This window comes from Sphingobacterium sp. UBA7631, assembly GCF_002483935.1.
Classification (GTDB): domain Bacteria; phylum Bacteroidota; class Bacteroidia; order Sphingobacteriales; family Sphingobacteriaceae; genus Sphingobacterium; species Sphingobacterium multivorum.
In genome coordinates, this window is sequence record NZ_DLIX01000010.1 from 332,705 (window position 1) to 357,622 (window position 24,918).

Below are 24,918 nucleotides of genomic sequence, written 5' to 3' on the forward strand. Positions count from 1 at the left end.
AAAATATAGCTTTCGTCTTTAATACTAAAATATTTAGTATTACATTTGTATGTACTATTAAATAGGAGGGGCTATGATGTTAGATGATAAACAAGCTTTGATTAGCAAACTTAAAAAAGACTTACTGTCGTGGCAGGGAGTAGCTCAAAGTTTGAATGATGAATGCGCTATAGATTTGGGGCCTTTGGAAAAAGCTTTTCCAAATGGAATCTTTCCCAAAGGTGTTATACATGAATTTGTTAGCTTTAACCGCATGGATAGTGCTGCTTCCTGTGGATTTATTGGTGCTTTGCTTGGAAAACTGATGCAAAATGATGGGATTTGTATTTGGATAGGCTCTATTCAAACGGTATTTCCTGCTGCTATCAAATCATTTGGAGTTGATCCGGCCTCGATTGTTTTTGTCTCCATGAAACGGGAAAGAGATGTTTTATGGGCAATGGAAGAAGCGTTGAAATGCCATGGCATAACAGCCGTATTGGCTGAAATACATCAGCTGGATTTTATTCAGTCAAGGCGCCTTCAACTTGCCGTAGAAAAAAGCCGGGTGACAGGATTTATACTTCAACATAACCCCAAGATCTTGTTGGCGACGAGTTGTGCTGCACGTTGGAAGGTTACTTCTTTACCTAGTCAATCGGATGATGGATTACCTGGTATTGGTTACCCCTGTTGGGAAGTAGAGCTGCTTAAGGTAAGAAATGGTAATCCAGCCAAAGGACAAATTATCTGGTCTCCACAAGGATTTAGAACATTCCTCAAAAAAGATGTGCAGATCACAGATTGGACCTATAATTATCAAAATTTAGGCTAGCCATGAAAAAAAGATTTGCGTCCCTTTGGTTTCGTTACTTAAAAACAGATTGGCTTACCGTCTGTAAGCCACATTTGCAGGATGTTCCTGTTGTTTTGTCTGTCGCTGTGCAAGGAAAATTAATCGTTAGTGCGTGTAACGCATTTGCAGAGCAAGCGGGGATACACGCAGGTATGGCTATAGCAGATGCACGGGCATTTATTCCATCACTTAAAATCATCAAAGAGCAAGCTGGATTGGCTGAAAAATTACTCCATTCCATAGCAGATTGGTGCATAAGGTATACACCATGGGTTTCATTGGATGAGCCCGATGGAATTATGCTCGATATAAGTGGTTGTGCACATCTTTGGGGTGGAGAGGCAACTTACTTAACAAGTATTGTTTCTCAATTTAAACAACATGGTTATACTGTGCGCATGGGCATTGCTGATACCATTGGGGCCGCATGGGCTATCACACATTTTGGTTCTGAAAATACGATTATAAATGAACAGGCGCAGTCAGAGGCACTTTTTCCCTTGCACCCTGCAGCACTACGATTGGAAGAGGTTCAATTGAAAAGGTTGCAATCGCTTGGACTACAGTCAATAGGAAGTTTTGCAAAAATGCCGCGTTCAGTCTTGCGTAGAAGATTTGGTGACAGCCTATTGCTTCGACTGGATCAGGCCATGGGGCTGGAAGATGAATTTGTTCTTCCTATAAAAGCTAATTTACCGTATGAAGAGCGATTACCTTGTCTCGAACCCATCTGTACAGCACATGGTATTGAACTGGCGCTGGAAGAGTTATTAAACAAGTTGTGTAAACGTTTGTCGGGAGAGGGGAAAGGATTACGTGCAGCTGAATTGAATTGCCACCGCGTGGATGGGAAATTAGAGACAATCAGCATTGAGACTAATCGTGCTACTGCCCAGGTCAAACATATCCTTCAATTATTTGCCATAAAGATTCCACAGATTGAACCGGCATTGGGGATTGAATTATTTACTTTGGAGGTTTCTAAAGTTGAAATTGCAGATCCTATTCAGGAAAATCTTTGGAACAATAGAATTGGCCTCAAAAACCCGGCAGTTACCGAACTGTTAGATCGCTTGAAAAGTAGGGACGCCAATTGTGAGATTTCACGCTATGTTCCGTCTGCACATTACTGGCCCGAGCGATCCATGAAAATAGCGACTACACTAGATGAGGTTGCAACTGTTGACTGGCAAATGGCAAGACCACGTCCGACGCGATTATTGAAGGTTCCGGAACGTATTATTGTTACAGCTCCCATACCCGATTATCCCCCCATCTTGTTCCGTTATAAGGGAGACACCTATACGATCAGAAAAGCAGATGGCCCCGAACGTATTGAGCGTGAATGGTGGATTGATCCAGGCGAACATCGGGATTACTATGCGGTAGAAGATCTGCAAGGCCGGCGTTTTTGGCTGTATCGTTCGGGGCATTATGACGGGCATACGGATCAATGGTTTATACACGGTTTTTTCGCTTAAGCATGGGCTATTGTGAATTACAGATAACAAGTAATTTTAGTTTTCTCGAAGGTGCTTCACACCCTGAGGAACTGATCGAAAGGGCTGCTCAATTGGGGTATCATGCTGTTGCAGTAACCGACCGTAATAGCCTTGCTGGGATCGTTCGTGCGCATATCGAGGCTAAAAAAGTAGGTATACGACTTATTCCTGCCTGTCGTTTAGATTTACAGGATGGCCCAAGTTTATTGGCCTACCCAACAGATAAAGAGGCTTATGGCCGACTCTCAACATTGTTAACTCTTGGAAATTTAAGGACCGAAAAAGGAAAATGCGAGTTATATAAAAACGATGTATTTCAATACGCTGAAGGGATTATATTCATTATTTGTCCACCTGAAAAATTGGTCGTGGGGTTTGAGCTTGAACATTCATTTATTGAGTTTGTTCAGGAATGTCAACAGCATCTCCAGGGCTATCTTAATCTAGGAATAAAAAAACTCTATCGTGGGGATGATGCTAAATTATTGTTTCGGATAAATCAGCTTGGCGAACAATTGGATATCCCGAGGGTGGTACTTGGTGATGTATATTATCATGTCCCTGAAAGGCGTGAATTGCAGGATATTTTAACCTGCATTCGTGAAAAATGTACGATACATACGGCTGGATTTCATTTACATCCTAATGCGGAGCGTTATCTCAAATCAATACCTGAAGTTGAACGTTTGTTTAGGCTGTATCCTGAGGCCGTAGCACAGAGTGTAAAAATAGCCAATGCTTGTCGTTTTGCCCTAGATGATTTGAAGTACATCTATCCAGATGAATTATCATCCCATGGTCGAACGACGCAGGAGGAATTAACTTATTTAACCTGGGAAGGGGCAAAAAAACGATTTGATGGTGATATTCCAGCAACAGTTCGTGAAACGATTCTAATGGAACTTGATTTTATCGAACGCAAAAATTATGCTTCTTATTTTTTAACTGTATACGATTATGTCCGGTTTGCAAAGGAAAAAGGAATTTTATGCCAGGGACGTGGATCGGCAGCAAATTCTACGGTCTGTTACTGTTTGGGCATTACTTCTGTTGACCCATCAAAATACAGGCTTTTATTTGCACGATTTATGTCCGATGCACGCGATGAACCGCCGGATATAGACGTCGACTTTGAACATGAGCGTCGAGAAGAAGTGATCCAGTATATTTATGAGAAATATGGTCGAAATCGTGCTGCTATCGTAGCAACTGTCACACAGGTACGCTCCAAAGGCGCAATACGTGATGTTGGCAAGGCGATGGGGCTTTCCATGGATGCGGTAGGGCGTTTAGCAGGGGTAGTGAGTAGCCATTGGGACGATGATATCAATTTGGAACGTTTGGTTGAACAGGGCTTTAATCCCGAAGATCAACATTTGCGAAAAATTCTCGAATTGACGCACCAATATATTGGCTTTCCACGTCAATTGGGGCAGCATACGGGCGGCTTTGTTATTACGCAAGGTAATTTGCATGAGCTTTGTCCCTTAATAAATGCCCGTATGGATAATCGGACAAATCTCGAATGGAATAAAGATGATCTTGAGGCACTGGGTTTTCTAAAGGTTGATGTACTTGCTTTGGGGATGTTGACCTGTATACGCAAAGCTTTTGACCTCGCTAAAAAGCATTATGGAAAAGAGCTTACCCTGGCTGATATTGGGGCAAAAGACGATCCAAAGGTTTACGATATGATCTGTCATGCGGATACCTTAGGTGTATTCCAGATCGAAAGCCGGGCCCAGATGTCGATGTTGCCGCGATTAAAACCGCGCGAATTTTATGATCTGGTTATTGAGGTGGCTATCGTACGGCCTGGACCAATACAAGGCGATATGGTGCATCCTTATTTGCGTCGGCGAAATAAAGAGGAAGATGTCGATTATCCAAGCACAGAGATCCAAACCATTCTTGAAAAAACCTTGGGCGTCCCCCTTTTTCAGGAGCAGGCCATGGAAATTGCCATTGTTGCTGCGGGATTTACACCTGCAGAGGCCGACGAATTGCGCCGAAGCATGGCTACATTCAAAGCCAAAGGGCAGGTGTCGACTTTTCACAAAAAGATGGTCGATGGTATGGTAAAGAAAAACTATACGGAAGAGTTTGCAAATCGAGTTTTTAAGCAATTGGAAGGTTTTGGCAGTTACGGTTTTCCAGAGAGTCACGCAGCGTCTTTTGCATTACTGGTGTATGTGTCCTCATGGCTTAAGTATTACTATCCGGATATTTTTGCAGCATCCTTACTCAATAGTCAGCCCATGGGGTTCTATCAGCCAGCACAAATTGTTATTGATGCACAGAAACACGGGGTAAAAGTACGCCCTATTGATATCAATCATTCTTTGTGGGACAATACCTTAGAAGGAGAAATTGGAAAACCACATGACCTTCGATTAGGCTTACGTCAGATCAAAGGATTTTCAATGGAAGAGGCTGCTGTGCTGACACAAGGTCGGCAGTCTGCTTATGCATCCATTACTGGTATGATGGATGTTGGACTATCTCTTACTGCGTTGGAGAAGTTAGCTGATGCAGATGCCTTTACATCATTAGGTATTGATCGTCGGCAAGCACTTTGGGAAATTACAGCATTGGCGGATCGTCCGATTGCATTATTTGAAGGTCAACCCTCTGAAAGTATAGTAGAAGGACAGATCGAACTGCCATTGCTCACGAAAAGCCAACATGTAGTGGCCGACTATGCAAGAACCTCGCTATCCATTAAAGCACATCCCGTGAGTTTCTTGCGCGGTAAGCTTGATCTACTCCATGTCGTGCCTACAGCAAAATTAGGTCTGATCAAAAATAATATACTCGTGAAAATATGCGGATTGATTACGGTTAGACAACGACCAGGAACCTCTAAAGGTGTTTTATTTATCACCATTGAAGATGATACCGGTTTTGCAAATATTGTCGTTTGGAGTACTGTATTTGAAAAATATCGAAAAGAAATTCTTCGCGCAAAACTCCTGATGGTCGCGGGTAAAATTCAAGTTGAAGGAGAGGTTATTCATGTAATAGCAGAACGATGCTTTGATATGTCAGGTTTGTTAAAAGATCTGACAACAGTTGGCGACAATGCTGCAGGTATTTTTCATAAGGGAAGAAATTTTCATTGATCTTTCATTTATTAATCTGATTTTTGATCTAAAATGGTTCAGTGCTAATCGATAGCGAAGCAATCCATAGAAATTAAACGGTATGACTAAAAATATTCTCGTAAATACAATCGAAATTGATAAAGCAACTATTCGTGAATTAATTAAACAGGGCGATGTCAATGCCGCAATTGATCTGGTTGCCACAGCGGCAAATGTAAAGTATAAAGCTGCCCGGGATATAGTGCAAATGTTTCAAGAAGATCATATTGATCTTTTTGATGGTAAAGACTTATTTTTAGGCGATTATGACCGGATTGAAAATCGTGACGATGCTGACAGAGCAGATCACAAAAGATCTACATTTTTGGAAGTGGAAACAAATGAGCATAGCCGGACCAGTATTTGGAAGGCACTTTTTATTTTTTCTGTCCTTGCACTATTTGCTTTTGTTATCTTAAATTACGTTGTTGGTTTTAATCAAATAGGACATCATATTTCAGAACTTACGCAGTTATTCGATAAAAATGAAAGCTCAGCTGCTGCAGATGCTGACACATCCAAACAAAATATCGCCTTAAGTGTTGGAGCCACCCAGGTGGACGATGTTGAAGACCTCCATCCCGTAGATACAAATCTCTTACCAATGGATGTGAGGCAGGCCGAAATAGCACGAATATATCAGGCTCAGTTCGACCGATTGAACCCCGCAAAACATTCGCCAACGGATGAAGATGCACAGCTTGCTTTAATTCACCTTACCAAAGGACGGTTGACGGACCTTATTATTCAACAAAAATTAAGTGTAAAAATAGGGAAGTGTTATGAAAACCTGGCCATGAAAGATAAGGGAACTTGCGTGAGTTGCATGATACTACTTTATAATAGAGCGCAGAAAAAATGGCAAGAAGCACCCGATGGGGAAAATTTCCTGCGTAATGCTTATGACTTTTACTTGTCCCCTGATTCAGATTTGTGGGAAGCTGGTCCCTTGAGTATGCGCATACCCTATGATTATGCTTTAGTGAACAAATATAAGGCAGCAAATTAGCGGCCTTAACCCTTATATAAAATAAGATAAAACAGCTAAACCCTATACAAATTACCTGCTATTTTACCTTTTGTGAAGGTAAATAAGCTATAAAACCTAGGACAAATAAGAGCAATATGACCGATAGTGCGATCGAGTAGCCATAAGCTGATGAAATATGCTGCCAAATGAAAAATTTATTTTCTTTTTGATGTAGAAATACACCGACGATAAATGTGATTCCCAGGCATATTGATAGTTGTTGTATCGTAAGATAGATGGCAGATCCGACTGAAATTAATTTTTCATTGAGGTCTTTTAAGGCAAGAGTCATTAATGCAGGTAGCACACTACCGCAACCAATGCCGTATAAAAAGAACAGGGTATGTATCTGGTAGTTATTTAAAAGCATCCTATTAAAAATGAAAAGATGTGCAACCAATCCCAAAATCATGATGCCTAATCCATAAAGCACCACAATTTTTCCATGACGCTGTATCAACTTGCTGACCATAACGCTTGCCAATACATAACCTATACCTTGATAAACAAAGGCAATTCCGGTCATTGTTGCTGTATAATTCTTTTGATTTTGAAGGTAATTGGAATTTATGATAAAATAAGCGTCCTGTACCATATAGTAGGCTAATGCGGCCAGCAGACCCAAATTGAAAACCCGATTATTGAATAAGGTGAAATTGAGTACGCTAGGATAGCCCATCTTTTCTAATTTACGCTGTTTTTTTAGAAATAGCTGGACAAAAACAAGCGTTGTTCCCAGGACCAGCAGTGACCATATTGGCCATTTCAAGTCAGGCCCCATGATTAATGGAAAAATTATTCCCATTAAAAGCGTAAATAATGTTACCATTGGTTTAAAAGAAACAGCGGATTTAACGTAGACTTGATCGTTAGCTGTATAACGATAGACAGCAAAGCAGGCGACCACCCCAATGGGAACATTAATTAAAAAGATAAGACGCCAGCTTTCATGTATCCAGGTCTGGTCGGGAAGTATTCCTCCCAATAATTGACCGATGACAGAAGCGATGCCTGCTATACTCCCATAAATACCCAATGCCATTGATCTCTTCTCGGGATTTTCAAAACGTAAGGTGATCAATGCGATACCCTGTGGAACCATCAATCCAGAACTAATCCCTTGGATCAATCTTCCGGCCAATAAAATGTAAAGATTATCGGCTAAGCCACATAAAAGAGAGGCTACTGTAAAACCAGCCATGCCAATTAAATATAATTTCTTCTTTCCATAATGATTTCCGGCATTCCCTGCATTGATTAGAAGACTTGTGTAACCAATGATATATAGTATTATGATCCATTGCGTATCACTATTGCGTAGATGTAGCGCATGTTGAACCGTGGGAAGAGAAACATTAATGATAAAAAGATCGATGACGAAAAGAAATATACCCGTTGAAAGGAGGAAAATATGAAGTAGATCCTTAATTTGAAAGCGCATATAGAAAGTTTTTAATAATTTTACGATTAAAAATAGTTTGGATATTTTTTGCAATCAAGTAGTTATAAATGATGTACTTGGTATGTTTTTATGAACTAATGGTCAGTATGAGGAGATTATGAAGGAAAAAAAAAGTGAAAATTTTGGAGCCTGTTGTGATGTCAACGGAATTTTTAAGATAATTGGCGGAAAATGGAAAGTTTTGCTCATTAAGGCTGTTGCCAAACAATGCCCCAAAAGATTTGGAGAACTACGGCGGGAAATGGAAGATCTGGCGCAAACGACCTTGACCGTTCAACTCCGTGAGCTCGAACGTGATGGTATTTTATGTAGACAGATTTATGCTGAATCTCCACCACGTGTGGAGTATAAACTTAGCGAATTAGGTAAAACTTTACTGCCGGTCATTGAAAGACTTGATGAGTGGTGGTGTGATTACAAACGCGAAAGGGGATAGGCATTTAGTTTATATTCCCTTTCGCTACTCATTTTTGCTGATGCCTAATGAGACAATTGTACCGATGATACAACAGTTTGCATCCATTCTGTTTCTTTAAAAGGTGCATTTAGCCACAACATTGCTAATAGCGCTACCTCAAAATAAATTTGATGGGAAGTCTTGTTAAAGCATGACCTCGGCGTCAGTGATTCCTTTGGTTGATAGGTCTGAGATGCTCCTTAGTGTTCTTTGCGAAATTTCGGTTAATGCTTCTGTGGTGAAAAAAGCTTGGTGTGCCGTCACTAAGACATTCGGATAACTCATCAATAATTGTATTGTTTCATCTTCAATAATTGTTGTCGATAAGTCTTTAAAAAACAACTTTTCCTCTTGTTCATAGACATCAATACCCAGTAAACCAATTTTTCGTTCTTTGAGTGCTTTAATGACATCTTGGGTGTTGATCAGATTGCCTCTGCTTGTATTAATAATAGTAACGCCGTCTTTCATTTTCCCCAATGACTCGCTATTGATGAGGTAGTGGTTCTCGGAGGTTAGGGGACAATGAAGTGAAATGATATCTGATTCTTTAAAGAGCTCATCCAATGATTTGTAATTGACACCCTGTGTTGTAAGCTGCTGATCGGGATATAAGTCATAGGCAATTATTTCTGCCCCAAATCCCAATGCAATTTTGATAAAGGCCTTTCCAATTTTCCCCGTTCCAATAACGCCAATTTTTTTCTGGTGAAGATTAAATCCTAAAAGGCCATTCAATGCAAAATTTTGCTCCCTTACGCGGTTATAGGCTTTATGGGTTTTACGATTCAATGTCAATAACATTGCCATTGTATGCTCTGCAACTGCTTCTGGGGAATAAGCCGGGACCCGACATACCTGAATGCCAAACTCCTTTGCCGCCTCCAGGTCAACATTGTTAAAACCAGCACAGCGTAATGCAATCAGTTCGACACCTTTTTGAGCAAGTACTTCAATCACTTGTCGGTTTAGTTTATCATTGACAAATGCGCAGACCACTTTCTCATCTTCAATAGCATTGACAATATGTGGACCTAAATGCGTTTCAAAAAAATTAAACTGAAATCCGTAAGCGCTGTTTTCCTGTTCAAAGAATAATTTGTCGTATGGTTTAGTCGAAAAGAAGGCGATTTTCATAAAATTGTTTGTTACGTAATAGAATACATAAATATACAGTATAAATAGCTTATTTGGAACTTCCGTTGTAGGATGTTTCCCAATAGTTATCACATCATTTAACAAAAAATAAGCTAAATTAGACGCATTACATCGATCGTTATACAAATTTTAAGACTATTAAATTGTCCCGATATGCAGTGGTCAAATCAACTCACAAGATCAATAGGTATTGAATATCCGATTATCCAAGCTCCAATGTTTGGTGTTACGACACCAGAAATGGTCATTGCAGCCTCGCGTGCTGGAGCGCTCGGTTCGTTATCTTTGGGTGATCTGCCGCCAGAACGTTGCAGCGAACTTATTCGTTTGACTGCCGAAAATCTAAAGCGGCCTTTCGCGGTCAATATTTTTGTCAATAATATTCCCAAGGTTTCATTCGATTTAAGGAAACAGTATAGTGAAACAAAAACTTTCGTGGAGCAATTAGCCGCGCAGCACGACTTGAAAGTAACCTTACCCGAGCTTGATAGTATCCATTTGACCGATTACAGGGAACAGATTGACGTAATCATCACCCATCGGTGTAAAGTTGTGAGTTTTACGTTTGGAAATTTGGATACAGAAAGTATAAAACGATTGAAAGACAATGATGTTACTCTTATTGGTACATGCACCTCGGTGGCAGAAGCAATCGCTTTGGAAGAATCTGGCATTGACATCATCTGTGTACAGGGACTAGAAGCAGGGGGACATCGCGGAAGTTTTGACGAGACTCCAATACCGGCGATTGGCGGACTTTCACTACTACCGCAGGTAAAAGAGCATGTCCATGTTCCCCTTATTTATGCCGGTGGTTTATACAACGCTAGTACATTGCATGCTGCAAAGCTCTTAGGTGCCAGTGGCTTCCAGGTGGGTAGTTTATTACTCAAATCTAAGGAGAGCGCGCTCCTGGACTTTGAAAAAGCGCGTCTTTCAGGCGTTAATGAATCAGACATCGTATTAACGAGGAGCTTTTCAGGGCGCTACGCCAGAGGTATAAAAAATAAATTCATTGAAGCTTTGAAGCCGCTCAAAAGATTTTGCCCTATCCTTATCAAAATAAACTCACAGGCGAATTAAGAAGAGTAGCAAGGATAAATAGAAATGCTGATTTTATCAACATTTGGACCGGACAATCGATACATTCTTACAGTGAACTTTCTACTGCAGATATCATTCGTTCCTTGATCGAAGAAGTTGAAATTTTACATACTAGTTTAGTTGTTTAACAATAAACACGAATAAGCTATGTCAATATATTGTCATTTTAAGAGATAACAATCCTTAAAACCTGCGTTTAAATTATTTAAATCCACCTGTAGTTGTTAATCTACAAGACATTTTCTTTTTTTTTCGAAACTTTGTCTCACCGTGAAAAACTAAAAATCTACCGCTATGGAGAACGAAAAAAAGAGAATTCTTGTTATCGAAGATAATGAAATTCTATTGAGCACAATGCAGTTTGTTCTTGTAAGAGAAGGGTATGACCTCTTACTGGCAAAGTCCGGTAAAGAAGCCCTTTCGCTGGTTTCGGATGAAACCATTGATTTGGTCATAACAGACCTGGCATTACCCTTTGCTAATGGTTACGAAATAATCGATCGCATTCGGAAAAGCAGTACGAATAACCAAGTGCCCGTTATTATTATTTCAGGCTATCGAGATGACAACAGCATTGTTGAAGGTTTCGAAGTAGGAGCCAACGATTATATCAAAAAACCTATTTCGCCGTCTGAACTGATATCCCGTGTACGATTAAGAATAGGTCATGCTTAGTAAAATAGAACATACGATTCATAGCATCCGATCCTTTTTTGAGGGTGAGGGTTGGCCTATTTTGGTTACGATAGCGCTTGTGTTGAGCTTTCTATTTTGGGTAAGCTGTCTTGTCGGTATTGCTATCTTTTATTATCGCGACTATCGGTATCGCCTATATCATGCTAAAATATATCCTGTATTGCGAGATTTTATCTATGAACACATTTTGATTGATAATAGGAATAGCCATTATCCGGTGGATAAACTAGCGTTGGATCTTCATAAGCCGATCATTCAGAAAGTGGTCCGTCAAATATTGCATGAATATATTTTTACTATCGGTGGAGAGAAAGGAAAAAATATGCGGAGTTTATTTAATGAATTGGGCTTCGATAGAGAAGCGCAATACGAAATAAGACACGAGAGCCACCATGTGGCAGCCACAGTAAGATCTTTGGCCGATTTAGCATTGATGAAGGTCGAAATCCAGGATGCGGTTTTGATGCAGCTGATGAGTAGCCCACGCATTGAAATTCGGGTAGCGGCCTTTAAATATCTTTTGCAGGTGCGGGGTGAAATATCCTTCGATCAGGTTTTTTCTGGTATTGCAGGAATTACTGACCTGGATGCACTTGATATCTATCAAACAATTGTCTCAACCGATTATGTGGGATCTTACGTGTTCTCTCAATGGCTGGACGGCGCTCAATCTTTTTCAATCAATAGCCTTATGATGGACCTCATGGTCTATTACCAGCAATTGGATGAAGAAAAATTATGGCAGCTCATCGTTTCAGCTCAGGATGCTAAAACGCTACACAAAGCGATCAACTCATTGGGCAAACTCCTGGCGAGAGATAGCGAAAGTCGGTTAGTGGATTTTTACACCATCGAGCAGCCCTTAAATGTCAAGATAGAGATTGTAAAAGCATTGGGGCGTCTTGGTCAAGGAAAATCGATCGATCTTTTAGAGAACATCTTCAACGATAAAAGTACAGTATTGGCACTACGAAAACACGCTTATCGTTCCCTGCTCGCGCAAAAGCCTTACAGTGCATCAAGTTTACGTAAAATTGAAACTGCTGAAAATTTGGACGATTATAAGCTTATACGTTATGTTAGTCACCCTATGGTTCACTATATATAGATTGCTAGGTATTGGTTCCATAACACAAAAGTATTGCATATGAAACATTTTATATTTTCAATAGAATTTGTTTTCGGATTTTATTGTCTCTTGCTGTTGATTGTATACGTCATGTTGTTTCGGATGTCATCCATATCGATCCGGAAGAATCTTCGGAAGCGAAATTCCCGACGTGTGCAGACATTAATGGAGTCTGAAATTGCTCCAGGGGTAAGTATTGTCGCACCAGCATATAATGAATCGGTTACAATCGTAAACAATGTACGTTCGCTGATGACACTGTTTTACTCCAGATATGAGGTCGTTATTGTGAATGATGGCAGTAAAGATGATACATTGGAGAAGCTCATTAAAGAGTTTGATCTGGTCCAGGTAGACTTTTTGGTTGACTATTTGGTGCCATGTAAGGAGATTAAAGCAATCTACAAATCCAGGGACATCTCTCATAAACGACTAACGATCGTTGATAAAATAAACGGGGGCAGTAAGGCCGATGCGGTAAATGCTGGAATTAATGTAGCTTCCTTTCCTTATATTTTAAATACCGATGTGGATTGTGTACTCGCCAATGACACCCTGGTTCAATTAATCGAAGCTGTACTGGATTCGAAGGAACGTGTAATCGCTGTGGGCGCAACACTACGGATGTCAAACTCCAGTTATGTGGATTCCGGTATGTTGGTGGAAGCTGCATTACCCAAACCCATATTGGCACGTTTTCAGGAAATGGAATACATTCGATCATACCTGTTGGGTAAAATGGGCTGGAATTACCTCAACTGTATTCCCAATGTTTCTGGGGGATTGGGATTGTTTGATAAAGAGATTCTCATTGCTGCGGGCGGATATGATTCTAATTCCTTGGGTGAGGATATGGAGATGGTAACCAGAATGTGTATGACCATGTGTGACAATAACCAAAAATACGAGGTCAAGTATATTCCGCAGACGCTCTGTTGGACTGAGGGGCCTGACAGCCTCAAGATGTTAACGCGTCAACGTGTACGCTGGGCGCGGGGTTTGATGCAAATTATGCGCACACATCGTAAGGCCTTTTTTAATCCAAAGTACAAAAGGTTTGGACTCATCGTTTTTCCATACAATGCCATTTTCGAATTTTTTGCCCCTATTATGGAAATTTTAGGTATTTTCTTTTATATCTACCTCATCCTAACACATGGCATTAATTGGCCAATGGCTATTCTTTTATTGATCTTCGTCTATATGTTTTCGGTCTTTCTGACAAGTTTTTCCATTTTACTGGACAATTATGTCTATAAATATTACAAACGGCGAAAAGATATTATAAGGTTATGCCTCACCGCATTTATAGAACCATTTGTATATCATCCCATTATCGTTTATAGTTCGATTAAGGGCTATGTCCAAGAACTTTTTGGGAAAAAGCATGCCTGGGGGGAAATGACGCGAAAAGGCACCTTAACTCCTTTGCCATCTGATCACATTAAAAAGTAGAAAAATGAAAAAATTAATCCTATCTGCGCTAATTTTTTGTTTGCTATTTTTGTCGCAAGTTGTACATGCGCAGGTTAACTGGCAAAATAAAACATACGACGTTGACAGCTTGGTTCCAAAAGCCGCTGGCTACCTGCGAGCAGGAAGAGTGGGGGAATCCATTGCATTGAGCCAAACCGTATTATCAAAATATCCTAAATACACGGATTTTAGGTATATCTTGGGATTGAGCTATCAGAAGATGGGGCGAGCCGACTGGGCGATTCCCTATTTTGAAGCAGTGGTTTCGAGCGAGCCCAGCTACAGAGACGCGTATCTTTCATTAGCTGCACTATATGAGTCTTCTAATCAGCCTGAAAAAGCAACGATTACCTGGCAATCCGCACGTAAACGGTTTCCGATGGACGCTGAAATCATCAGGTTGTATAGCGAATTTGAACATAGGAAGTTAACACGTGACCGTGATGCGTGCATCGATATCTGGTATAAAAGGGGACGGAATTTCGTCGAAAAGGGAGATGTATTTCAAGCATTGGCTTATTCGGACAGTATACAACATGCCGATCCTGCAGACAATCGTTTCTTATACCTGCGATCAAGTGCTTTTATGACGAATAGAGAATACGGGAAAGCGAAGACAGATTTCGAAACTTTATGGAGCAGAGGTGACAGTTCGATTTTTGTTACCGAACAATTAGCAAACATTGCCGCACTAAACAAAGATTATTCAACGGCATTGGGTTATATGAATCAGCTGGTAGCGAAGATGCCAGAAAATGTACAATATCAGCATTTGACCAAAGTTTACCGCGAGAATATGCCTTATAAGTTTTATGTTGGAGCAAATCATATGCAAAGTTCGCAAGATCGGCCAAATGGACATTTCTTTATTTCAGGTCTGGAATATGGCCAAAAATTAGGGGAGAAAAATACACTTATCGGACAGTTTAATTACGGGAATAGACGTGGTGAGAAAGGTTATCAGGTCGGTTTGGATGCTTGGCTTAACTACAGTAAAAATATATATGCCTATCACCAGATAGCTTGGGCTGATGGCAGTGTTTTTCCAACGTGGCGCGCATCTTATAGCCTGTATCGGGAAGCGGGATTGTGGCTCTTCGATTTCGGAGGAAGGTATGTTCGTGCAAATGACAATACAAATAATTACGGACTTGTCGCTTCGGCAGGCCGATATTTTGGGCCAACTTTTGTCTATTTAAGGGGATTTTTGTTACGTGATGAACAGCGATGGAACCAAGCCTACTCCCTCGCGATACGACATTATTATAACAGTGAAAAACCGGATTCCTATGTCACACTAATCGGTAATGTGGGGACTTCGCCAGATGATCCATCGCGTTATCAATTCCTAAACAACCGTTTCAATTTTTTATCCCGATCAATTAATGCAGGCTGGCAACATCGCATAGATGCTTGGGGTTTTACATTAATGGGCGGTTGGAGCTATTACAAAGTTGCTGAAAATAGATTTATGAACCAGTATGATCTAAATCTATCATTAAGGAGATATTTTTAATATGATGTGGAAGTTTATGTTAGGTCTATTGTCTTTGGTAACGATAGTTCAGGGTAAGGAAAGAATGGTATTGGTGGACAATGGGAAAACGGATTATGTCATCCAGGCGGATGCAAATGATCCTGTTGTACAAAAAGCTGCTGCGGTGATAAACACCTTTACAAAAGAAAGCACAGGTGTAGATTTTGCAATACAAGCCAAAGTTGATGATACACATGCCATTATTTTGGAAAGAAGCCCAATAACAAATGCGTCCCCTGAAGACAGTTATTCGATTGAAGCTGTAGGAAAAAATATTTACATCAAAGGAAGTGGTAGAGGTGTAATATTTGCGGCGTACCGTTATGTCAGGGATGTTATTGGTGGGCGAAAGTGGTATACAGGTAAAGAAAGTACCGATGTTCCAAAGTGTACTGCGTTATATGTGGATGCCGATTTAAAAATCTTTTCAAAGCCTAATTTTCAATTTAGAGAAGTTTATTTCCCTGTGGAATTGGATCAGGATTACATGGACTGGTATGGCCTACATAATTTGGAAGATAGATGGGGGGACTGGGGCCATACCTTCAGTAAAATATTGCCACCATCGATTTACTTTAAAGATCATCCGGAATATTACGCGCTGTATGATGGGAAGCGCCAACCGATTCAGCTCTGTCTTTCCAATGAAGAAGTTTTTACTCATACAGTCGCTTACTTTAAGAAAAGGATGCTTGAAAATCCAACGGCTATCTATTGGTCCATAGCAGCCAATGACGACATTGGAAGCTGTACTTGCGATCTTTGCCAAGCCATTGATAAGCGCGAAGGAGGAGCACAGGGCTCCTTGATCCACTTTGTGAATAGGGTGGCCGGAAAATTTCCAGACAAGAAATTTACGACGCTGGCGTATCTCGAATCGGCTAATGCTCCAGCGCATCTTCGCGTCGCAGATAATGTTTCGGTTATATTAAGTAATATCGATGCTTTTCGGAAAAATGATATCAGTAGTGAATATTCTGCAGTAACTTTCCGTAGACAATTGGGCGCTTGGAAATCGAAAGCGAAGCATGTGTTTGTATGGGATTATTTGACTCAGTTTACCAATTATCTTGCCCCATTCCCCATTCAAGGAACGATGCAGAAAAGCATGCAATATTTGAAAGGACAAGGGGTAGAAGGGGTATTCTTACAAGGTGGCGGAGCGACCTATAGTGATATGGCGGAGTTAAATGCTTATATTTTGGCTAACCTTGCCTGGGATACAGATGGTCGTTCAGAAGAGCAATTGACAGATGAATTTATTGAGGGCTATTATGGTAAGGCTGCGCCATTTATTAAGAAATATCTCGATCTGCGAAGAAATCACTTGCCTGGAGCTTCCTCCGCTTTGTCGATTTATGGAAATCCAATTGATAATAGAAAGGATTTTTTGAGTCCCGAAGCTATGGATCAATACAGTACATTGTTAGAAAAAGCTGAAATTGCAAGTGAAGGAAATCCTTTATTAGAATCGCGTATTAGACGTGTCGGTTTAGGCTTGGATTACACCTACTTGCAACAAGCACGGTTCTATGGTCCGCATCAGCATGGTATCTTTGAGCAAGACGGCGACCATTGGGTTGTAAGACCTAATGTAAGCCGTAAAGTCACTCAATTTATTAAAGACGCCAAAAGGCTGGGGGTAATAGAACTTGCCGAAGGGGGGGCGTCACCTGATGCTTATGCAAAAGAATGGAGCGAAATATTCAATGCTGGAGTCAGAACGAACAAAGCTTCACAAGCAAGTATAAAACTGAAAAATCCATTCGATCCTTCCTTCCCTGCCAATGGTCTGGAAACCCTCTCCGATAGTGTCCCAGGATACATGGATTATAGCTACAACTGGTTGCTATGGAATGGGGAGCCGATGGATATTACGTTTGATTTTGAACAGGAAAAACACATCGATACAATTGAGCTTAATTTTCTAAAGGATGTCCGACATTGGATATTTTCACCAAAGGAAGTCCGCATTTCGGTATCCAAAAATGGCGAAGATTTTCAAGATGTGCTGCTGAGGAAACTTGAATCTCAGGAGGAAGATTATACAGTGGAGAAGGTTCGCTATCGAGCTTTGATAAACGACCGTGTTAAGGTCATTCGAGTCTATGCTGAGCCCTTAGCAAAATTACCTGAATGGAGGTATCATCCGAAACGGAACGCGCTTATAGCCTGTGATGAAATATGGATAAACTGATGTTGAAGATGTATCTATAGAACTGATTTTAATAGTGTGTGGATATTGTTCTACAATAAATTTTTTAGTGCTTTAATTTAATACGGAAAATGATTAAATTAGAGTTAACTAAGTTATAAACAGATTCATATGGAAATTAAAACATCTTCAAAATTTGTTGCCGAACTAATTGGAACATTTGGTTTGGTACTTTTTGGTTGTGGAGCTGCCGCAATTGCAGGGGCCAATACCACAGCTGGACTTTCTGGCCTTGGCCTTTTGGGTATTGCAGTTGCCTTCGGCCTTTCGGTCGTGGTTTTTGCTTATGCGATCGGAGGAATCTCAGGTTGTCATATCAATCCTGCCGTTACGGTTGGTGTATTATTGGCGGGTAAAATGTCTGCTAAGGATGCAATTGTGTATATCATTGCTCAATTTATTGGCGCACTTTTGGGAGCATTTGTTCTTCAACAGATTTTGAGTGGACAGCTGGCCGGCTTTACTGCAGGTGAATGGGCCTATGGCTCCAACGGATGGGGAAAGGGTTATCAAAACGAGTATGGTACTGCTTCTGCCTTTCTGATCGAAGCAGTGTTAACGTTTCTTTTTCTATTTGTGATATTAGCGACAACCTCTAAAGTAGGTAACAGTACAATGGCTGGACTTGCAATCGGTTTTACACTGCTATTAATCCACCTCGTTGCTATCCCTGTAACGGGTACATCCGTTAACCCAGCACGTTCATTTGGTCCTGCCATTTTAGCGGGGGGGCAAGCTTTGTCTCAGCTATGGTTATTTATCGTTGCGCCGCTCGTGGGTGCTGCAGTTGCAGCGGTTGTTTGGAAAGCGTTGGAACCTAAAGACTAATTTTTTTCATTTTATCGGATGCGTCCAATGGGTACAACATACCTATTGGACGCTTTCATTTAGGAGTGATTGATAAGCCTAGAGGCAGGATCACTAAGATTTCAATATGGCCTCCATAAAACTTGCAACCTGCTCCTCGTCGGTGGCCCAGGAGGTAATCAGGCGAATAGCAGCATAATCATTATCTATTTCCTTCCAAATATAAAACTGGTATTTCTGACTCAATGTCTCTATGACAGATTTGGGTAAAATCGGGAAAATTTGATTAGTGGTTGAGTCTGTCAAAAATGAATGGCCTTTTTCTTTGATCACCTGAGCGATCCGCATAGCGTAGGAATTTGCTTTTTGCGCTAGTTCAAAATATAAATCATCTTTAAAGAGCTCGAGAAACTGAATGGATAAAACCCGGCCCTTGGCAAGCAAAGCGCCCTTCTGCTTGATTGCATAGTCAAAATCCAGTGCCAATTCGGGTTTATTAAACACTACGGCTTCACCTAAAAGCGCACCGTTTTTCGTCCCGCCAATATAGAATACGTCAGCATAATTTCCAATGTCTTTCAGTGTTAGATCGTTGTTTTCAGCCATCAAAGCATGCCCCAACCGAGCTCCATCCAGATAAAGTAAAAGATGATGTTCTCGACAACATACATAAAGTGCTTCCAATTCTGTCAGCGTATAGATCGTGCCAATTTCAGTCGAATTGGAAATATACACTATTCTTGGCTTTACGACATGTGGTGCCAGTGCATGTTCCTTTAACGTTTTTGTAATATCCTTCGGCGTTAGTTTTCCATCAAGTGTTTCGACAGTAATGACTTTGTGTCCAGTTGCTTCGATAGCGCCAGTTTCATTGGCCGATATGTGCCCCGTTTTTGCGCTAATTACGGCTTCATGGATACGTAAGAGAAAGGATAGCACAAGTAGATTGGTCTGTGTTCCGCCAGATAAAAAGTAAACAACAGCTTGCTCGTTCGCTATCTTTTTCTTCAAAATGCTTTTTGCTGCTTTAGCATATTCATCTTCGCCATAGCCGGCTTGTTGTATCAGATTTGTTTCAATAAGTTTATCTAAAATGCGGGGGTGCGCCCCTTCGGAATAATCGTTTTTAAAATTATACATAACGCTGTTTTTTACTTCAGATGCTATTTACTAAGTACGTCAAACGCATTACCAGGATGATAAATGAATCTTGACCGAGTCAAATGTATAAATACAATATCGTTTTTTAACAATCTGAGCAGGAAAAAAATGGGATAAAAGCTATGAATATAACATTCTGAGCGTATAAGAAAAGAATATGTTGTTTTGCACTGTAAATGTTTTTTCAAAACTTATGATTAAATTTGGGAGAGGAGGTAGAAATAAATATTTATCCTTATCAAATTATGAAAAGAGTCGTATTTGTTGCGAGTATTTCGCTGGCGTTTGGAATGGGGTACGCCTTTAATACCATGAGCAATTTGAACCGACCTGTCGAGTTAAAAAGAGTAACTGGTATAGGCGGAATTTTCTTCAAGTGCAAAGATCCTAAAAAATTAAGGGCCTGGTATGCCGATCATCTGGGACTGGCAACAAATTCTTACGGCGCTGTATTTGAGTGGTATCAGGGTGCTGATAGTACGAAAAAAGGATTTACGCAATGGAGCCCTTTTAAAGAGAGTACAAGCTATTTTGGTCCCTCGGACAAAGACTTTATGATCAATTATCGGGTTGCCGATATTGAACTTCTAATCGATCAATTGAAGAAGGAGGGAGTTACGGTACTTGATAAGATCGAGTCCTTTGACTATGGCAAATTTGTTCATATCATGGATATTGAAGGAAATAAAATAGAGCTTTGGCAGCCGAATGATGTTGCTTATGAAAAGATGGGCATCGATATGGGGGCCAAAACGACAAAATAGGTCTATTCAGTTCACAACGCAGGGTCTGTTTTTAGCAAATGATCTTTAAGATAATCAAGAAATGCAGCTCCAAGCGCTCCCAGGAAATAAGCCCCTAAATCTGACCAGAGAAATCCTTGTCCAAATACGAGGCGCAAAAGTGAATTGCTCCTTATCCATAAAAATAGGGGCAATTGGACAAGTTGTAAAAATTCAATGGTAAAACAGAATAGAATGGTAATGATACAGTAGGAGAACAGTGATTTTTTAATAAATATTAAGCGTGATAACCAATACACCATCATGGCATAAAGCACATCGCCACATATAGGCGGTGTGACAGATATTTTACGTGAGATTAAACCCAAGAGTAGAGTTGTCACCATTAGGACCAAATACTGAATTTTTGCCGCGCTTTTCATTTCGTATATCGATGCCAAATTTATTGCCTGGAATAGGAAATTGTTTCAACAGGATTTCCAAAGATCTTTTTGTTCCCCTTTGTCTTCACAAATCTACCCTGTTGTGCTATTGCACTAGCGATGGAGAAAATGACATTTGTGTCGTTTTGGGGGTGTATTGTAGCGAGTAGCTGTCTATTTTGATCGAACAGCTGAAGCTGGTTAACCAAAGCATGGTTTATTTCCATGATGTAGATCTCTTTCAGTGGAATAATGCTATCCTCTTTTTTCGGCTGCCTGATAGATAAGTTCGCACTGTCAACTTGTACTTCAATCTTGGGATTGATTAATTGCAAGATGACGACGAGTGGACCAATGATAACAACCGCAACCAATATCCCCAAGCCCTTCGCCGAACCAAAATTATTTGCCGCATCGGCCATCCCATTTATACCACCGAAGATCATATAACATAGTATAAATACAACAACTAAATAAATTAATCCAAAGATTAAGCCCTTTTTAACCTGATGTGATTTAAATTGAAAAGTCTTCATACGATACGCTTTGATTTTTTACATATATATTAATTAAAGATATTTATATTTATGCAATCAGAGAGATATTATGTTAAACATTTTTTCATTTTCTTCGAGCAGGTAGTGGAAAACAGCATTGAAATTAAGAGAACCAACTTCCAACGGAAATCAGATTATTTTCAACTGCTGATGTATATGCTATGCTCAGTGCTGGGTGTTGTCAGTATATTTTGGGATTGGAAAGCAAGTATCCCAGCTGTAATGTGTACAATTTTTGTGTTAATAATACGACGTAAGGTTGACATTTTGTCTAATATGAGCTGGTTTATTTTTGGATTTATTGCTGTTGCATTGCTTTTGTCCTGGATTTTTCATCTGTCTTTTGGTCTGTTTGTGCTTCAGTGTGCATTATTTGCAACCGTTAAACTTGCCGTATCAAAATTTAGAGAGATTGGTCAAGATCACACTGATATTATCTTCTCTTTAAATGCCATTGAGTTCTCTTGTCTATGTCCCGAAAACAGCGATTATAAGGGCTATGCAATAAATCCCATGGGCTATAAAAAGCGATTTCAAATGGCAGATATTCGCTCTGTACAACGCGATCGCAAAAATCTACTTATCGTATTAAAAGAACAGATCGTCCGCCCCCGCGAACTTAGACAGGAAGAGATAGAGCTCATTCTTACGTATTTTAGAAAAAATAAGGCCGATCTTATTCATGCGGTAATCACCGAAAGGATCCTCCAGGAAGAGGATCGTGTCTATTGGATCAAGCTGATTGTTTTTGCTTTGCCCTGTCTGTTGGCGGTATGCGCAATCTATATTTTTGCTGATAACGGGCGAAATTCATTAATCAGCGTATGTATCATTATTGGGGCAATACTTGTAGCGGTAATTTTATTAAAAATCACGAATTTGATTTATCATCATGGTGAAAAAAAGTAATTTTTTTATTTTAAGAAGTCCGCATACCAATGCCCAGAGGATTTGATAATACGTTGTTGATTTTTGAAATCAACATACACCAGTCCAAATCTTGGCCGATATCCTTCAGCCCATTCGAAGTTGTCAAGAAAAGTCCATACAAAATAGCCCTTGACATTTACACCTTCCTGTTTCGCACGATAAACTTGTTGTAACGCTTCCTGTAAATAGGAAACTCTTTTAGGATCATGTACTATACCATTCTCGGCTTTATCGGGAAACGCGGCGCCGTTTTCGGTAACAATTAAAGGCGGCATGTTTTGGTAGGTACTGAATTTTTTGAGCATATGATAGATGGACGCTGGGTAAACCTCCCAGTTCATTTCAGTTAAATCAACTTTACGCTCTTTTGCGGATACTATTTTTGCTTGGAGATAAGGAACGAACATGGCGTATCGTATAACCTCCCGCGTATAATTCTGTATCCCAATGAAATCCATATCAAATTTCAGGTCTCTTTCATCATTCAATTTAATATACTTTTCAATTCTATTCAGTATTTTAATCTCCTGAGTAGGATAGCCCATTCCTAAGAGAGGTTCTATAAACAGACGATTGAGTAATACGTCTGCTTTTTTTGCTGCTTTAATGTCCTTGTCTCTCGATGTGAATGGTTCGACATGAGAACATGAAAATGTAGTTCCAACCTGACTGTCGGGCTGGATCGATTTGATGATTCGACCTCCCTGTGCTTGTGCCAATGCCGCATGATGCGCGGCGGCCAAAAAATTACCCAGACCTTTTCGTTCCGGTGCATGCACGCCAAAGAAATAACCTGCGGCAGTGAATACGGTAGGCTCGTTGAGAACCATCCAGTTTTTAACACGATCACCGTAGGTATGCACACATTTGGAAACAAATTCGCCAAACCAATCTTTTACATCACGGTTCACCCAGCCACCTTTTTTTTCTAATGCATGGGGAAGATCCCAATGGTATAAGGTAACCCAAGGGGTGATCCCTAGTTCGAGCGATAGGTCGATCAATCGATCATAAAAATCCAAACCTGATTGATTTACTTCACCGATTCCACCCGGGAAAATACGGCTCCATGATAAGGAGAATCTATAATTAGGAATATGCATTCCTTTCATTAGATGGAGATCCTGGACGTAGCGATTGTAAAAATCGCAAGCCTCATTACCATGTTGATTTTGAAATATACGGTTCCTTTTTTGTACAAAGATATCCCAAATAGAAGGACCTTTGCCATGTAAATCATGCGCACCCTCGATCTGATAGGCAGCTGTAGACACTCCCCAAATAAAATCTTTGCCAAAAGCATCTTTGGTTAAAAGCATTTATAAAATAAAATTATCGGACCTCAATGCCGTTTAAAAACAATTAGGTCTTGTGGAATCTCAAGGGTGAATAGAATGAACTGAATCGACCTAGAAAGATCCTAAATATAATTCGCTGGAAAAAATAGTTTATCGTTTTCATAATAGATACATTACTCCGTTGATTACATTGAACTATTGTATGATAAAGTAACGAAACGCAAATGAACTGTATATAAACTATATGTTAAATATACGAAAAAACACCGGGATGAATCATGGTATTATGCTTAGCCGTATGCTAATTCTAAGCAAGTTTTACTTGTAAGTAGGATCTTACGAGAATGTCTAAGTGGCGTAGATTCTTAATCCCAATTTTTGAGCTATCTAATTTCAAATTCCGTATATATTGTCCTTTTAAATTCTAAAACTTCGGGGGCTACTTTAAATCCTTCGCCGCCGTAACCCTTGTTGAATGTTTCTAACGCCATCCCTGTTCTAAACTGCGTCGATTGGTTGGATGCGCTTCCGTCGTTCGACAAAAACAGCAGTTTGCCAATTTCGACATCTGCCCGAGATGCAAGTTTTTTTGCAGATTTTAATGCATCATCATAAGCAATAAGATCCGCTTCTCTTAAAATACTGTCTGCTTTGGAATGATCGAATGAGATGGAGCCTATTCCGCTTATTTTGGTCTCTAACAACTTGCCTGTTAATTCTGTAAATTTCGATAAATCATGTAAAACAAAATCGATTGTTTGTTGTGCTTGATACCCAATAAATTTATTGGTATTTCCGATATATTGATAATCCTTATTTGCTGACACGCTGCTTGTTTTAATGTCTTCCTTTTTATTGCCGTATTTTTGGAGCAATGCAATGACCGTATCGACAGTTGCTTGAGTCTCTCTAACCGCGTCTACCATCCTTGGTTTTGTGAATGCCGTATTGATTGTCAAAGTGACTTGATCGGGCATTATCCTAATCTTTCCTTCACCACTGACACGAATTCTATTTTCACCTTCTTTTGCTGCCCGATCACAGGACAATACGACCATAATGCCACTCAAACATATAAAAAATAAAGTGATTATCTGTTTTTTCATAATTTTTGATGTTCAATCTATTAAATCAATAAGTTGTTCCCTAAATATCTAAATATAATGAATAACTAGAATATCCGCTAGGGTAAAATGTAGTTGAAGCATAGGCAGGTCTAAGTAATGAGAAATAAAATAAAAAAGCAGGTAATTACC

The 24,918-nt window shown here is 40.0% G+C and carries 21 protein-coding genes; 14 read left to right on the forward strand and 7 right to left on the reverse strand.

Annotated elements, in window-relative coordinates:
* The first annotated feature begins 73 nt into the window (after positions 1-73).
* The 4 genes from B3P16_RS17785 to B3P16_RS17800 all read left to right on the forward strand — a co-directional run bounded on the left by B3P16_RS17785 (position 74) and on the right by B3P16_RS17800 (position 6,489).
* Positions 74-814 (forward strand): ImuA family protein, encoded by a 741-nt coding sequence (locus tag B3P16_RS17785; protein WP_070563863.1) that lies wholly within the window; start codon positions 74-76, stop codon positions 812-814.
* Positions 815-816: 2 nt separating this feature from the next.
* Positions 817-2,316 carry a Y-family DNA polymerase gene (locus tag B3P16_RS17790; RefSeq protein ID WP_286843769.1) on the forward strand — a complete coding sequence of 500 codons (1,500 nt, stop codon included), beginning with the start codon at positions 817-819 and terminating at the stop codon, positions 2,314-2,316.
* A gap of 2 nt (positions 2,317-2,318) precedes the next feature.
* Positions 2,319-5,459 carry an error-prone DNA polymerase gene (locus B3P16_RS17795; RefSeq protein WP_070563869.1) on the forward strand — a complete coding sequence of 1,047 codons (3,141 nt, stop codon included), beginning with the start codon at positions 2,319-2,321 and terminating at the stop codon, positions 5,457-5,459.
* A gap of 82 nt (positions 5,460-5,541) precedes the next feature.
* Complete coding sequence (locus B3P16_RS17800) at positions 5,542-6,489, forward strand: hypothetical protein (protein WP_115048765.1); 948 nt, start codon at positions 5,542-5,544, stop codon at positions 6,487-6,489.
* A gap of 58 nt (positions 6,490-6,547) precedes the next feature.
* Here the strand turns inward: B3P16_RS17800 and B3P16_RS17805 are convergent, their stop codons facing one another.
* On the reverse strand, positions 6,548-7,951 hold the full coding sequence (locus B3P16_RS17805) for an MFS transporter (RefSeq protein WP_286843771.1): 1,404 nt from the start codon (positions 7,949-7,951) through the stop codon (positions 6,548-6,550).
* A 118-nt stretch (positions 7,952-8,069) separates the two neighbouring features.
* Here B3P16_RS17805 and B3P16_RS17810 point away from each other — a divergent pair, with 118 nt between their 5' ends.
* Entirely contained in the window at positions 8,070-8,408 is a 339-nt protein-coding gene (locus B3P16_RS17810) for a winged helix-turn-helix transcriptional regulator (RefSeq protein ID WP_112375470.1), read from the forward strand.
* A gap of 165 nt (positions 8,409-8,573) precedes the next feature.
* Here the strand turns inward: B3P16_RS17810 and B3P16_RS17815 are convergent, their stop codons facing one another.
* Positions 8,574-9,566, reverse strand: coding sequence for a 2-hydroxyacid dehydrogenase (locus tag B3P16_RS17815; protein ID WP_046673609.1), 993 nt, complete (start codon positions 9,564-9,566; stop codon positions 8,574-8,576).
* A 174-nt stretch (positions 9,567-9,740) separates the two neighbouring features.
* Here B3P16_RS17815 and B3P16_RS17820 point away from each other — a divergent pair, with 174 nt between their 5' ends.
* From B3P16_RS17820 to B3P16_RS17850, 7 genes are all read left to right on the forward strand, one after another.
* Positions 9,741-10,670 (forward strand): NAD(P)H-dependent flavin oxidoreductase, encoded by a 930-nt coding sequence (locus tag B3P16_RS17820; RefSeq protein ID WP_286843772.1) that lies wholly within the window; start codon positions 9,741-9,743, stop codon positions 10,668-10,670.
* Positions 10,671-10,985: 315 nt separating this feature from the next.
* Positions 10,986-11,366, forward strand: coding sequence for a response regulator (locus tag B3P16_RS17825; RefSeq protein WP_046673523.1), 381 nt, complete (start codon positions 10,986-10,988; stop codon positions 11,364-11,366).
* Positions 11,359-12,495 carry a HEAT repeat domain-containing protein gene (locus B3P16_RS17830; protein ID WP_286751969.1) on the forward strand — a complete coding sequence of 379 codons (1,137 nt, stop codon included), beginning with the start codon at positions 11,359-11,361 and terminating at the stop codon, positions 12,493-12,495. The genes B3P16_RS17825 and B3P16_RS17830 overlap by 8 nt, the downstream gene beginning before the upstream one ends.
* 39 nt (positions 12,496-12,534) lie before the next feature.
* Positions 12,535-13,971: a glycosyltransferase family 2 protein gene (locus B3P16_RS17835; protein ID WP_046673521.1), complete on the forward strand. Its 1,437-nt coding sequence runs from the start codon at positions 12,535-12,537 to the stop codon at positions 13,969-13,971.
* 4 nt (positions 13,972-13,975) lie between these two features.
* Complete coding sequence (locus tag B3P16_RS17840) at positions 13,976-15,508, forward strand: YaiO family outer membrane beta-barrel protein (RefSeq protein WP_286843774.1); 1,533 nt, start codon at positions 13,976-13,978, stop codon at positions 15,506-15,508.
* A 1-nt stretch (position 15,509) separates the two neighbouring features.
* The gene (locus B3P16_RS17845) at positions 15,510-17,726 is read left to right on the forward strand and encodes a DUF4838 domain-containing protein (protein ID WP_286843775.1); all 2,217 of its coding nucleotides are present in this window, start codon (positions 15,510-15,512) and stop codon (positions 17,724-17,726) included.
* 129 nt (positions 17,727-17,855) lie between these two features.
* Positions 17,856-18,572 (forward strand): MIP family channel protein, encoded by a 717-nt coding sequence (locus tag B3P16_RS17850; RefSeq protein ID WP_046673518.1) that lies wholly within the window; start codon positions 17,856-17,858, stop codon positions 18,570-18,572.
* A 93-nt stretch (positions 18,573-18,665) separates the two neighbouring features.
* Here B3P16_RS17850 and B3P16_RS17855 read toward each other — a convergent pair whose 3' ends face one another.
* Positions 18,666-19,691, reverse strand: coding sequence for a threonine aldolase family protein (locus tag B3P16_RS17855; RefSeq protein WP_286843777.1), 1,026 nt, complete (start codon positions 19,689-19,691; stop codon positions 18,666-18,668).
* A 266-nt stretch (positions 19,692-19,957) separates the two neighbouring features.
* Here B3P16_RS17855 and B3P16_RS17860 point away from each other — a divergent pair, with 266 nt between their 5' ends.
* Positions 19,958-20,476 (forward strand): VOC family protein, encoded by a 519-nt coding sequence (locus B3P16_RS17860; protein ID WP_286770710.1) that lies wholly within the window; start codon positions 19,958-19,960, stop codon positions 20,474-20,476.
* 11 nt (positions 20,477-20,487) lie between these two features.
* On the opposite strand, the gene B3P16_RS17865 is transcribed toward B3P16_RS17860, so the two are convergent.
* Positions 20,488-20,877, reverse strand: a complete 390-nt coding sequence (locus B3P16_RS17865) for a DUF2809 domain-containing protein (RefSeq protein ID WP_286843779.1) — start codon at positions 20,875-20,877, stop codon at positions 20,488-20,490.
* Between the two features lie 20 nt (positions 20,878-20,897).
* Positions 20,898-21,413, reverse strand: coding sequence for a hypothetical protein (locus tag B3P16_RS17870; protein ID WP_070563896.1), 516 nt, complete (start codon positions 21,411-21,413; stop codon positions 20,898-20,900).
* A 51-nt stretch (positions 21,414-21,464) separates the two neighbouring features.
* Between B3P16_RS17870 and B3P16_RS17875 the strand changes: the two genes are divergently transcribed.
* Positions 21,465-22,343, forward strand: coding sequence for a hypothetical protein (locus B3P16_RS17875; protein ID WP_286843781.1), 879 nt, complete (start codon positions 21,465-21,467; stop codon positions 22,341-22,343).
* A 5-nt stretch (positions 22,344-22,348) separates the two neighbouring features.
* Here the strand turns inward: B3P16_RS17875 and B3P16_RS17880 are convergent, their stop codons facing one another.
* Positions 22,349-23,683, reverse strand: a complete 1,335-nt coding sequence (locus B3P16_RS17880; protein WP_286843782.1) for a GH1 family beta-glucosidase — start codon at positions 23,681-23,683, stop codon at positions 22,349-22,351.
* A 362-nt stretch (positions 23,684-24,045) separates the two neighbouring features.
* Positions 24,046-24,768: an SIMPL domain-containing protein gene (locus B3P16_RS17885; protein ID WP_286751961.1), complete on the reverse strand. Its 723-nt coding sequence runs from the start codon at positions 24,766-24,768 to the stop codon at positions 24,046-24,048.
* Between the last annotated feature and the right edge of the window lie 150 nt (positions 24,769-24,918).